This is a genomic window from Limimaricola sp. AA108-03 (assembly GCF_050847355.1).
Taxonomy (GTDB): domain Bacteria; phylum Pseudomonadota; class Alphaproteobacteria; order Rhodobacterales; family Rhodobacteraceae; genus Limimaricola.
Window position 1 is genome coordinate 691,091 of record NZ_CP193755.1, and the last position, 11,947, is coordinate 703,037.

General features: G+C 69.2%; 8 protein-coding genes. 1 reads left to right on the forward strand and 7 read right to left on the reverse strand.

The annotated features are described in order from the left end of the window. Nucleotides 1–11: 11 nt before the first annotated feature. On the forward strand, nucleotides 12–449 hold the full coding sequence (aroQ, locus tag ACRAQ3_RS03465) for a type II 3-dehydroquinate dehydratase (RefSeq protein ID WP_432255691.1): 438 nt from the start codon (nucleotides 12–14) through the stop codon (nucleotides 447–449). Nucleotides 450–493: 44 nt separating this feature from the next. Here aroQ and ACRAQ3_RS03470 read toward each other — a convergent pair whose 3' ends face one another. From ACRAQ3_RS03470 to ACRAQ3_RS03500, 7 genes are all read right to left on the reverse strand, one after another. Further along, nucleotides 494–3,550 carry an efflux RND transporter permease subunit gene (locus tag ACRAQ3_RS03470; protein ID WP_432255692.1) on the reverse strand — a complete coding sequence of 1,019 codons (3,057 nt, stop codon included), beginning with the start codon at nucleotides 3,548–3,550 and terminating at the stop codon, nucleotides 494–496. A gap of 15 nt (nucleotides 3,551–3,565) precedes the next feature. Next, entirely contained in the window at nucleotides 3,566–4,609 is a 1,044-nt protein-coding gene (locus ACRAQ3_RS03475; protein WP_432255693.1) for an efflux RND transporter periplasmic adaptor subunit, read from the reverse strand. Then, the gene (locus ACRAQ3_RS03480) at nucleotides 4,606–5,061 is read right to left on the reverse strand and encodes a MarR family winged helix-turn-helix transcriptional regulator (RefSeq protein WP_432255694.1); all 456 of its coding nucleotides are present in this window, start codon (nucleotides 5,059–5,061) and stop codon (nucleotides 4,606–4,608) included. The genes ACRAQ3_RS03475 and ACRAQ3_RS03480 overlap by 4 nt, the downstream gene beginning before the upstream one ends. Nucleotides 5,062–5,214: 153 nt before the next feature. Further along, nucleotides 5,215–8,559 carry an efflux RND transporter permease subunit gene (locus ACRAQ3_RS03485; protein ID WP_432255695.1) on the reverse strand — a complete coding sequence of 1,115 codons (3,345 nt, stop codon included), beginning with the start codon at nucleotides 8,557–8,559 and terminating at the stop codon, nucleotides 5,215–5,217. Beyond that, nucleotides 8,556–10,040 carry an efflux RND transporter periplasmic adaptor subunit gene (locus tag ACRAQ3_RS03490; protein ID WP_432255696.1) on the reverse strand — a complete coding sequence of 495 codons (1,485 nt, stop codon included), beginning with the start codon at nucleotides 10,038–10,040 and terminating at the stop codon, nucleotides 8,556–8,558. Before ACRAQ3_RS03490 ends, ACRAQ3_RS03485 begins: the two co-directional genes overlap by 4 nt. A gap of 133 nt (nucleotides 10,041–10,173) precedes the next feature. Next, nucleotides 10,174–11,226, reverse strand: coding sequence for an XdhC family protein (locus ACRAQ3_RS03495; protein WP_432255697.1), 1,053 nt, complete (start codon nucleotides 11,224–11,226; stop codon nucleotides 10,174–10,176). Then, on the reverse strand, nucleotides 11,171–11,824 hold the full coding sequence (locus tag ACRAQ3_RS03500; RefSeq protein WP_432255698.1) for a c-type cytochrome: 654 nt from the start codon (nucleotides 11,822–11,824) through the stop codon (nucleotides 11,171–11,173). Before ACRAQ3_RS03500 ends, ACRAQ3_RS03495 begins: the two co-directional genes overlap by 56 nt. Between the last annotated feature and the right edge of the window lie 123 nt (nucleotides 11,825–11,947).

Here is an 11,947-nt window from a genome sequence, read left to right on the forward strand (position 1 = left end):
GAGTGACATCGATGGCCGCACGGATCTGCATTCTCAACGGGCCGAACCTGAACCTGCTGGGAAAGCGGCAGCCCGAGATCTACGGGCACGACACGCTCGAGGATGTCGGTCGCGACTGCGCGGCGCTGGCGGCCGAGCTGGGGCTGGAGACGGAGATGTTCCAGTCAAACCACGAGGGCGAGATCATCGACCGGATCCACCGCGCTCGCGAGGATGCGGCGGGGATCATCATCAACCCGGCCGCCTATACCCACACCTCGGTCGCGATTCTCGATGCGCTCAACGCCTTCGAGGGGCCGGTGCTGGAGGTGCATATCTCCAACGTCCACAAGCGCGAGAGCTTTCGCCATCACTCCTACGTCTCGCTGCGCGCCGAGGGGGTGATCGCGGGCTTCGGCGTGCAGGGCTACGAATTGGCGCTGCGGCGGATGGCGAGGCTGCTGGCCTGATCCTTGCCGCCCCGGCCCCCCGAGGGGGCCGGGACGAAACCGCCTCAGGCGGGAACGGCGGCGGCCGTAGCCCGCGCGCGCCTATCGCCACGGAAGAAGAACAGGTCGTAGAAGACTGGCGCCGCGATCAGCGTCAGCACGCTGGCGAAGGCGAGGCCGCCCATGATCGTCACCGCCATCGACACGAAGAACGCGTCCGAGAGCAGCGGCAGCATGCCGAGGATCGTCGTCGCCGCCGCCAGCACCACGGGGCGCAGACGCGACACGCTGGCGGTGACGATCGCCTCGCGCAGGGGCACGCCCTCGGCCCGCACGAGGTCGATCTCCTCGACCAGCACGATGCCGTTCTTGATCAGCATGCCCGAGAGCGACAGCAGGCCTAGAAGCGCCGTGAAGGTAAAGGGCAACCCGGTGCCCAACAGCCCCAGCGCCACGCCGTTGACCGACATCGGCACCAAGAGCCAGATGATCACCGGCTGGCGGATCGCGTTAAACAGCAGAACCGAGATCAGCACCATCACCAGAAGCGAAAGCGGCAGCTGCTTGCCGAGGCTCTCCTGCGCATCGGCCGAGTTTTCGAACTCGCCGCCCCAGTGGAGCGCGTAGCCCGGGGGCACCTCGACCGCCTCGACCGCGGCGCGGACCTGCGCGAAGACCTCGGCGGCGGTGCGCTCGGGCGGGATGTCGGCGCCGACGGTCAGGGTGGGCACCCGGTCGCGGCGATGCACCAGCGTGTCGCGCACTTCGTGGCCGAGCCCGTCGATCACCTGCTCGATCGGCAGGAACTGCTGCGCGGTCTCCGACCAGATCGGCTGGTCGCGCAGCCCGGTCTCGGCATCACGCGGCTCGCGCACCACGATCGGGATCAACCGCTCGCCCTCGCGATAGAGGCCACCCTCGATGCCATCCGTGGCGAAGCGCAGCACCGAGGCGACATCGTCGCGGTCGATCCCGGCGCTTTGCGCGCGCTCGGTCGCGTAATCGGGCCGGATCACCAGTTCGGGCTCGCGCCAATTGGTGCGTGGCTGCAGGATGTCGGGCGAGGCGTCCGCCATCGCGGTGATCACCCGATCGCCGATCTCGCGCAGCACCTCAGGGTCGGGTCCCGAAACCCGCATCTCGATCGGATCGCCGCCGCCCGGGCCGAAGACCAGCCGCCTTGTCCGGAACTCGCCCTCGGGCAAAGCCTCGCGGCCGAATTCCTCGAGCGCGGTGGCCAGCGCCGGGATCTCGTCGATACCGTTGGTCCGGATGATCATGTGCCCATAGCTCGGGTTGGACTTCTCGGCCGAGTAGGTGAGCATGAAGCGCGTCGCCCCGCCGCCGGCATAGCTGGTGTAGGAAACCACCTCGTCGCGTTCCGCGAGCCAGGCCTCGACCTGCGCCAGGTCGCTGGCGGTCTGCTGCACCGTGCTGCCCTGTGGCAGCTTGTAATGCACGAAGAAGAGCGGCGTGTTGGAGTTGGGGAAGAACTGCTGCCGGACCTGTCCGAAGCCCGCGAAGCAGACCACGGTGATTCCGATCAGCGCCGCCACCACAAGCCAGCGCGCGCGCAGCGCGCCGCGCAGCGTCGCGGCATAGGCGCGGAACAGCGCGCCCTCATAGGCGCCGGCACCGCCCGCTTCGCCGCGCTTGAAGAAGTAGTGCCCGAGCAGCGGCGTCACGGTGATCGCCAGCACCCAGCTCAGCAGCAGCGAGATGCCGATCACCGCGAAGAGCGAGAACATGAACTCGCCGGTGGCGTCCGGCGACAGTCCGATCCCCGCGAAGGCCATGATGCCGATCACCGTGGCGCCCAGGAGCGGTACCTGCGTCTTGCCCGCCGTCTCGCCCGCCGCCTGCCGGGAGGATTGCCCGCCCAGCATCGCGATCTGCATCCCCTCGGCCACCACGATGGCGTTGTCGACCAGCATGCCCATCGCGATGATCAGCGCGCCGAGCGAGATCCGCTCCATCTCGATCGCGAAGATCGCCATGAAGAACAGCGTGCCGACCACGGTGAGCAGCAGCGTCACGCCGACCACCACCGCCGCGCGCCAGCCCATGAACAGCGCCAGCACCGCCACTACGATGCCGACCGACATGGCGAGGTTGACGAGGAAGGCGTTCGACGCCTCCTCGACCACCTCGTGCTGCTGGTAGATCGGGTGCAGCTCGACGCCCGCGGGCATCTCGGCGAACAGCGTGGCGAGCTGGGCATCGACGCGCTTGCCGACCTCGACGATGTTCTCGGTCGACAGGCCGGCGACGCCGAAGGTGAATGCCTCGGTTCCGTCATGGCGCACGATCAGCGAAGGTTGCTCGACCCGGCCGCGATACACCTCGGCCACGTCATAGAGGTTGATCACCTCGCCGCCGACCCCGACCGAGAGACCGGAGATCTCCGACACGCTGTCGGAGCCCTCGGGCGCTTCGATCACGGTGCGCTGGCCGCCCGTCTCGACGGTGCCGGCCGGCACCACCGAATCCGCCTCCGAGATCGCGCCGAGCACCGACTGGACCGGCAGGTTCTGCGCCACTGACAGAGCGAGGTCGGGCTCGACGAAGATCGCCTCCTGCGGCAGCCCCGCGAGATCGACATCGGCCACGCCCTCGACCGCCAGCAGCTCGCGCCGCAGATAGGTGGAAAGGCGATGGATCTCGGCATCCTCGAAGCCCGGCGCGGTGACGGCGTAGTAAAGGCCGAACACGTCGCCGAAGCTGTCATTGACCAGCGGCTCGTTCACCCCCGGCGGCAGATCGCGCGCCGCGTCCCGGATGCGCGCGCGCAGCTTGGTCCAGATGCCGGGCAGGGCGGAGCCGTCATAGGTGGATTTCATCTCCACCTCGATCAGCGAGACGCCGGGGCGATTGACCGAGGTGATGCGGTCGACCTCGCCCATCTTCTGGATCGCGGATTCGAGCGGCTCGCTGACCTCCCGGGCGACCTGTTCGGCCGAGGCGCCGGGATAGGAGGTGGAGATCACGGCCGCCTTGATGGTGAAGGACGGGTCCTCGAGTCGGCCCAGCGTGGCGAAGCCCCAGATGCCGCCGAACAGGCAGCCGAGGATCAGCAGCCATGTCAGGATCGGCTTCTCGATCGATGCGCGTGCGATGTTCATGCCTTGCGCTCCTGCTTACTGGGGAAAGCCGGTGAAGCGGCGTACCGCCTGACCGTCTTCGAGCCGGGCCGCGCCCGCGGCGACGATCTCCTCGCCGCCCGAGAGCCCCTCGGTGACGATGAAGCCGCCATCTTCGGTGGGCTCGATCTCGACCGGGTGAGCCGCAACCCGGGCACTCTCGTCGCCCTCCTCGAACAGCATCACCGAGACGCTGCCATCGGGGGCGGGGACCAGCGCGGCGGTCGGCACGGAGATCCCCCCGGCGCCGCCCGGCAGCTTTGCCGTGACCGTGACCGACGAGCCGGGCAGCACCTGCGGCGCTTTCTCGGCATCGAAGGAGAGGCTGAGCCGGAATGTCTGGCCCAGCGCGGTGGTGTGCGAGGTGACCTCGGCGATGCTCAGCGGATAGCTTTCGGTGCTGCCCGGAAAGCGGGCGCTCAGATCCATGTCCGGGTCGCGCCCGGCGCGCTGAAACAGGATCTCGGGCACCTCGATCTCGACCTGCAGCGCCGACATGTCGTGCAGCCGCGCGATCGGCGTGCCGGCCGAGACGGTGGTGAAGTTGGCGACGAGACGCTCGGCGACCAGCGCTTCGAACGGGGCCTCGAGGCTGGCCTTGTCGCGCGCGCGCTCGGCGTCGCGCACACTCACCGCGGCCAGTTCCGCGGCGGTGCGCGCATCCTGAAGCGCCGCCTCGCTTACCGTGGAGCGGCTGAGCTGGCTCAGCCGCTCAAGCTCGCGGTCGGCCTGGGCCTGACGCAGCTTGGCTTGTTCGAGCGCCAGGTCGAAGGGTTCGGGGTCGAGCGCGGCCACGAGTCCGCCCTTGTCCACGGTCTCACCCTCGAGCACGGGGTATTCGATAATCTGCCCGTTGACCTGAAAGGCGAGTTCGACGGTCTGGCGCGCGGCGATCCGGCCGAAGAACTGACGGCTGATGCCCGCGCTCTCGGCCTCCACCGTCATCAGCTTCACGGGGCGGGGCGTGTCCTGCGCATGTTGCGCGGCCAGCTGGCCCGCACCGAGCGCGAGCAGCGCGGCGAGGAGGAACATACGTGTCATAGAGGAAATCCCTTTGGCAGGCCGTTGGCCTTGATGTTGTCGCGGGTCTTGAGGAGCAGCGCTTCCAGCCGGTCGAGCTCGGTGGGGGCGAGGCCGGTGACCTCGCGCCAGACCCGTTCGAGCAGCTCCAGCATCTCGTGGCGCATCTCGCGCCCTCGTGGTGTCAGTTCGAGCAGCCAGGCGCGGCGATCATCGGGATCGCGCCGCCGTGCGACCAGCGCACGCGATTCGAGCCCGTCGGCCAGCGCCGTGACGGTCGAGGGCAGGGCCTGCATCTCGCGGGCCAGCTGCCCCATCCGGGCGGGCGCACCGAGCTTCAGCAGCATCAGGCGCTCCTGCTTGGTCAGTCCCGGTAGGGGGCATTCCAAACGTTCATGCATCGCCCAGTAGAGCAGCGCGAGGCTGAGCAGCCTTTCGCCCGGCGCCATATCGTCACCGTCACCAGTCTTCATAGCGAATCCCGTCAAACTGAACCGAACGGTATAGTTCAGGAAATGAAAGGTTCAATATGAAAAGGGGTGGCTCTATCCGAAAGGGATGCTCCTCCCCTGGATGGGGTATCGTCTGGCTCGTCGTGCTCTGGGAAAGAGTTCGAGACGGGCGTGCTAGGAACGCCGCCCGGAGCGTCCCGTGAAGGCGGAGAAGGCGAGGATCGCCGCCAACCCGCAGGCCAGCAGCAGCGCGTAGACTAGGAAGGCGGGCCAGAATTCACTTGGCAGTGCGGGTGCGAGCGGTACCGTGCCAAGGAGCGGCGGCACGAGCAGCAGAGCGAACAGCGCCACCCCGATCCCGGCCCCGAGCCATGCCGCGCGCAGCCCCCGCCTGAGCCCGCGCCGGGCCGAGCGCAGCAGCCGACCGATATCGGCGCCGATCACTACCAGCGCCGGCACCACGAACAGCACCAGCACGAAGCCGAAGCCCAGCCCGTAGACCAGCGTGATCACCGTGGGCTTCAGGAATTGCGCCTGCGCCGAGCCTTCGTAGAGCAGCGGGCTCAGTCCCAGCACCGTGGTCGCGGTGGTAAGGAAGACCGGGCGCAGCCTCTCGCAGGCGCCGTCGATCACCGAGGCGACCAGATCGCGTGTGCGGGCGTGCTCGTCGATGGTGGTGACCAGAACGATCGAGTCGTTGATGACGATGCCGACCATGCCGATCAGCCCGATCACCGAGAACATCGACAGCGGGATGCCCCACCACGCATGGCCCCAGATCGCCCCGACGAGGCCGAATGGCACGATCGACATCACCACCAGCGGCCGGCTCCAGCTGCCGAAGATCCAGGCCAGCACCAGATAGATCCCGGTGAGGCAGAGGATCAGCGCGACCTGCGCGTCGCCGAGGAACTCGTCCTCCTGCTCGCTGAGGCCCGACAAGGCGGTGACGACGCCGAACTCGGCTTCGAGCGCGGGCAGGATATCGGTCTCGATCTCGGTCATGATCGCGCTTGCGCGGTCGGCATCCTCATCGTCAAGCCCGCCATTGACCGAGACCAGCAGCAGGCCGTTCTCGCGCCGGAGCGTCGAGAACCCGTCGCGCCGCTCCACCGTGACGATATCGGCCAAGGGCAGCCAGTCGCCCGCTTCGCTGCGCAGCAGGGTCCGGTCGAGGAAATCGGCGGCGATCTCGTCTTCGGGCAATTCGACCCGGATCGTCGCCTGCCGCGCCCCGACCGGGTAGCTGGCCGCCTCGATGCCGCCCAGCCGGTCGCGCAGCTCGGCGCCGAGGCCGTCGATGTCGAAGCCCAGCGCCCGGCCGCGCGCGGTCAGGGCAAGCGCGATCTCCTCCTTGTCCCAGGGCAGCGAATCCTCCAGCCCCGAGATTTCCGGATAGGTCGCGAGCCGTGCCTTGAGCGCTTCGGCGGCGCGCTTCAGGCGTTCGGCCCCAGCGCCCGAGATCTCGACGTCGATGGCGTCGCCCCCGGGGCCCGCGCCCCAGCTACGAAAGCTCACCGTCTCGGCGGCGGGCAGGGTGACGATCTCCTCCTGCAATGCGGCCAGGAACTCGCCGCTGGAGATGGGCCGCAGATCGGCTTCTATCAGCTCGACCGAGAGGCCGCCGAACTGCCACGGTTCGCGGTCGTCGGTGCCCGAGAGGCCGCGCCCGGCGCCGCCGCCGATCTGGCCCAGCGCGTTGGTGACCGGGTTCACGCCGGTCTCGGCCTCGAAACGCATCGCCACCGCATCGGCGGCGCGCTGCATTTCGCGCAGCTGCGCCATGCCGTCCTCGGGCGTGGCGCCGGGCAGCATCGCGAAGTTGCCGGTGACCGAACCGCGCTCCGGTGCCGAGAAGAAGCGCCACTGCACCTCGCCCGAGATCACCAGTGCCACCTGTCCTGACAAGGCCAGCAGCGCTCCCGCCACCACCGCGTAGCGGGCTCGGACCGCCAGCCCCATCAACGGTCGGAAGCCGCGCTCTCGCAGGGCGCGGAATCCCCGGTCCACCTGCCGCGAGGGCCAGTCATACCAGCGTGGCCGCAGCGCGGCCGCCGCCGCATGCGACAGGTGGTTGGGAAGCACGAGGAAGCATTCCACGAGGCTCGCCACGAGCACGAGGATCACGGTGACGGGGATGTCGCGGATGAGGTCGCCGAAGCGACCGCCGATCAGCACCAGGCCCCAAAAGGCGATGATGGTGGTGAGCGAGGCGCAGAAGACCGGCAGGAACATGCGCCGCGCCGCCCGCTCGGCGGCGCTTTCGGGGTCCTCGCCCAGCCGGCGCGCGCGCCAATCGGCGTGTTCGCCCACCACGATGGCATCGTCGACGACGATGCCCAGCGTCAGGATCAGTGCGAAGAGCGAGATCATGTTGAGCGTGAGACCGGCGGCATGCATCAGGGCAAGCGCCGCCAGCATTGAAACCGGGATGCCTGCCGCCACCCAGATCGCGGTACGGGTGTTAAGAAACAGGAACAGCAGCGCCAGCACCAGTGCCAGGCCGGTCAGGCCATTGTCGAGCAACAGCGCGAGCCGCCCCGAGATCTGTTCGGCCTGACTGTTGGTAAGTTGCAGGCTCACGCCCTCGGGGAGACCGGTACGGATCTCGCGCGCAACCGCCTCGACCTCGCGCTGCAATCCGATCGCGTCGCCCTCGGCCGAGCGTTCGACCCGGATCAGCAACGCCGGGTCCTCGTCCACGAAATAGGCGCGGTCGCGGCCGGGCCCCAAGCTCCGGATTTCGGCCACCTCGCCCAAGCTGAGGCTGGTCCCGTCGGGCTGCTGCCGCAGCACGATGGCGGCGACCTCTTCGGGCGCCTGCGCGGGCTGACCGGTGCGCAGCCGCGCCGCGCCCGACACCTCGCCCGCGGGATTGGCCCGGGCCTCGCGGGCCACCGCCTCGGCGATCTGCGACAGCGACAGGTCATGGCGGATCAGCGAGAGCGTCGAGACCTCGACCAGGATCTGCGGCGCGGCGAGGCCCTGCACCGTGGCGCGTGTGACGCCCGCCTCGAACAGCCGCGCCACGGTGTCGTCGGCGATCCGGCCCAGCCGGTCGAGCGGCACCGGACCGGTGAGCACCATGTCGGTGACCCGGTCGCTCCACGCGGCGCGGCGCAGTTCCGGCGTCTCGACCCCCTCGGGCAGGCCGCTCAGCCCGTCGATCGCCGTCGCCACGTCCTTTTCGGCGCGGTCCATGGCGTGGCCCGGCGCGAAGTCGAGGCTGACCGAAGCGCGGCCTTCGGACGCGGTGGCCTCCGAGCCGGTGACGCCATCGACCGTGCGCAGCGCCGGCTCGAGGATCTGCACGATACCGGTGTCGACATCCTCGGCACCGGCGCCTTCCCATTCGGCCGTGACCGAGATCCGGTCGATGACGATGTCGGGGAAATACTGCGCCCGCATGTTCGGCAACGCAAGCAGCCCCGCCACCAGCATCAGCGCCAGCAGCAGGTTCGCCGCGGTCGGGTGGCGGGTGAAATAGGAGAGTATCCCGCCCGCGGGCAGCCCGCTCATCCGCCCATCCTCCGCTCGATCTGCGCCACCAGCGCGGCGGGCACGCGGTCGGCCTCGATCTGGTCGAGCAGCGCCGCGCGACGCGCCTGGGGAAGCTCGGTGTCGGTGCGCAGGAATTCCCGCAGGCGCTCGCGCTGCGCGGCATCGAGCGCGATCAAGTCCTCATCTTCCGCGCGTGCACCCTGCGCCCGGCCTGTCTCCTCGGCCCGTGTTTCCATGGGCCTGGCGGCACGGGCCCTGATCCCGTCGGCGAGGAGCGGCGTGCGGGTCGCGACCAACTCGGCTCCATCGAGCGCCTCGGCCCGCACCAGCACCGTGTCGCCCTGCCGACGCAGCAACGTCACCGGCACCGCTTCGAGCCGTTCGCCGCGCAACGCCAGCACGGTGCCGTCCGCGCCCAGTGCCGAGGCGGGCAGGCGGGCCACGTCGCCGAGCGGTGGCTCCTCGATCTCCACGGTGACGAAATCGCCCGGACGCAGCGTGGGCGCATCCTCGATCCGGGCAAAGAGCAGCCGCCCGGTCTGACCCTCGGCCACGCTCGCGCCCTCGCGGATGATCCGGCCGGGCACGCGCGGTGCGTCAGGGCCGGTGTCGAGCATGACGGTGAGCGGCGCGCCGACCGGGCTTCCGTCGCCGGCCGCGAGCCGCGCATATTGGGCGGTCGAGAGGCGCAGCGCCAGTTCCAGATCCGTTGGGTCGATCAGTTCGGCCACCTGTTCGTTGGCGGTGACGCGCGCGCCTTCGCGCAGCGACACCCCCGCGAGCACGCCGCCGAAGGGTGCGGTCAGGGTGGTGCTGTCGCGCAAGCGCCGCGCCTCGTCGCGGGCGATCTCGGCCCGGCTACGCGCGATCGCGCCCTGATCGATGCGCGCCTCTGCCGCGCGCAACGCCTCGCGCGCCGAGAGCACCGCGCTCGCTGCCGAGGAGGCGGCCAACTCGGTGGCTTCGAGATCGGCGGCGGTGGCGATGCCGCGCCCTTCGAGGTTGCGCTGGCGCGCCAGTGCCGCCTCGCGCAATGCCGCTTGTGTCTCAGCCGCCGCAAGCGAGTCCCGCGCTAGTTCCAGCCCCCGTTCGGCGTCGCGCTCGGCGGCGCGGGCTTCCGACAGGTCCGCCTCGGCCCGGGCCAGCGCCGCCTCCGCCTCGACCGGGTCGATCTCGAGCAGCATCTCGCCTGCCTCGACCCTGCCACCTTCGACCAATGCCGCGCCGGTCTCGATGACGATGCCGCCCAAGGGCGCGCGCAGCGCCAGCTGCCGAGTCGCGCGCAGCTCTCCATAAGCGGTCATCACCGGCACGATAGTCCCGGGCTCATAGGGCACGGTCTCGACGATCTGCGGCTGTTCCTCGCGCGTGAAATCGCGTGGCTCCTGCGACATCGCTTCGCTGACTGCGCCATAGATCTGACGGCCAGCCTGCGCGAGCAGCGCCGCCGTCAGGGCCATCAGGAACAGGCCGACAAGAACCCGTCGCAGGAATCGCATGGGCTTTCCTTCCGCCTGAAGTCGCGAGGCATTCCCTAGGGAATGTCATGATCCGACTTAGCAGGAATCCCAAGTGGTTTCATTCGCAAGGGCGCGAGGAGGGGCATCCTGCCCGCCGAAGGGCGCTTCGCTTTCAGACGCAGCGGGGTCGGGACGGGGATGGGCGATCCGGGGCGGTCGCCGCCTCGACGATCTCGGCAAGCACGGACACCGCGAGCACGCGCGGGTCGCGGGTGCCCTTGATCAGGCCAATCGGGCCGCGCAGCCGTGCCAGCGCCTCTGCATCCCAACCTTCGTCCCGCAGAAGATCGAGGCGGCGCGTCTGCGCGGTGCGGCTGCCTTGCGCGCCGATCCAGAAGGCCGGGCTGCGCAGCGCCGTTCGCAGGATGTCCGGCTCGCGTTCATGATCATGAAAGAACAGCACCACCGCCGTTTCCGCATCGATGCGCGCTGTCTCCGGCCGCTCGAGCCGTTCGACCGGGTAGCCCGCGGCGCGCGCAAGCTCCGCAAAGGTTTCGGCCTCCGGACCCGTGCCGAACACGGCCATCCTGGGGTCCGGGCGGATCTCCAGAGACGGCAGGCCCGGCAGGGCAAGTACGGCGTGCCGGCGTGCCGAGATCGTCCGAAGCGTCGCATCGAACGCGCCGGACATGACAGGCACGAGCGTCACGTCGATGCCGCTCCCGCAAGGCAGGCGGATATCGACGAAGGGCGAGCCGCGACCATAGCGCAGGCTGCGGGATCGGTTCTCCTGCCGCACCGCCTGGGCATGGATCGCAAGGTCGCCTTCGATGCAGCCCGAGGATAGCCGGCCGATCGGCTTAGCCCCATCGGGAAAGGCCATCACGGCCCCGAGCGGGCGATAAAAGGCGCCGTCGATCCCGGTGATCATGGCCAGCACGCCACTGTGCAGGGCGAGCGCTTCGAGCGCCGGTTCGACCTCGGCTGCCGTCAGGCCGAAGCGCGGCGCGTCAGTCGCCCCGGCGACATGCAGTTCCGTCCGGCCGCTGTGATCAAGCATCACGGTGCTCCTGGATGTCGGGATCGGGGCTTGGCCCCGGAAGACGGCGCATACCGTGAGGATCGTGGCCGAAGAAGAGGGGACCGCCTCGTGGGCGGCCCCGCCGGGATCAGTTCGCGGTGTCGTCCGAGGCGTCGTCACCCTCGGTCGTATCGGCTTCGCCATCCATTTCCATCTCGGCCTCGGCCGCGCCGTCGGTCATTTCGGCTTCGCCATCCGTTTCCGCCTCGGTTTCGGCATCTTCGGCGCCGCCGGACTCGCCTTCGGCGACCTCAAAATCAGGGCTGAAGGTCGCGAGATAGGCGGAGATGTCGATGGCTGTCTGCTCGTCGCGGACCTTGTAGGCCATCTTGCCGCGGGCGCGCTCGTCATCCAGCGCCTCGCGCAGGAAGCTGGTCGGGTCCTGCAGGTAGGCGACGGTGTTGTCATGCGCCCAGACCACGTTCTCGAAGTCGCCGCCGGTCGGCGCGGTGCCGGTCTTGTCATCGCCCGGGGCCAGTTCGCCGTAGGCGACAATCGCGTCGCTGTAGCGGAAATCCTCGACCGCTCCGGGGTGCCGGCCGATCACGCCATGAAGGTTCGGGCCGATGCGCCCGGCGCGGCCTGCCAGCACCTCGCCCGATTCGTCTGCGATGACATGGCAGCTGACGCATTGCCGCGCGAATTCGGATTCGCCGTTGGCGACGTCGGCTTCCATGTCCTGCGCCATGGCGGGGGCGGCCAGCAGGGTCGTGGTGGTCGCAAGGGCGGTCAGCAATCTCATGATACGGATCCTCTCGGCGCAAATGGCATGATGTGCGCGACAGGCGCGCGAATACCGATATCAATTCCGGGAAGACGGTGCGGGTTCCACGCGACCTTGAGGTCAAATGGCCGTGCAGCATCG

Excerpts from the sequence above, each read along its gene's own strand:
- aroQ (WP_432255691.1), top strand. The coding sequence starts at position 12 with ATGGCCGCACGGATCTGCATTCTCAACGGGCCGAACCTGAACCTGCTG.
- ACRAQ3_RS03470 (WP_432255692.1), bottom strand. The coding sequence starts at position 3,550 with ATGAACATCGCACGCGCATCGATCGAGAAGCCGATCCTGACATGGCTG.
- ACRAQ3_RS03475 (WP_432255693.1), bottom strand. The coding sequence starts at position 4,609 with ATGACACGTATGTTCCTCCTCGCCGCGCTGCTCGCGCTCGGTGCGGGC.
- ACRAQ3_RS03480 (WP_432255694.1), bottom strand. The coding sequence starts at position 5,061 with ATGAAGACTGGTGACGGTGACGATATGGCGCCGGGCGAAAGGCTGCTC.
- ACRAQ3_RS03485 (WP_432255695.1), bottom strand. The coding sequence starts at position 8,559 with ATGAGCGGGCTGCCCGCGGGCGGGATACTCTCCTATTTCACCCGCCAC.
- ACRAQ3_RS03490 (WP_432255696.1), bottom strand. The coding sequence starts at position 10,040 with ATGCGATTCCTGCGACGGGTTCTTGTCGGCCTGTTCCTGATGGCCCTG.
- ACRAQ3_RS03495 (WP_432255697.1), bottom strand. The coding sequence starts at position 11,226 with ATGGCGAAGCCGATACGACCGAGGGTGACGACGCCTCGGACGACACCG.
- ACRAQ3_RS03500 (WP_432255698.1), bottom strand. The coding sequence starts at position 11,824 with ATGAGATTGCTGACCGCCCTTGCGACCACCACGACCCTGCTGGCCGCC.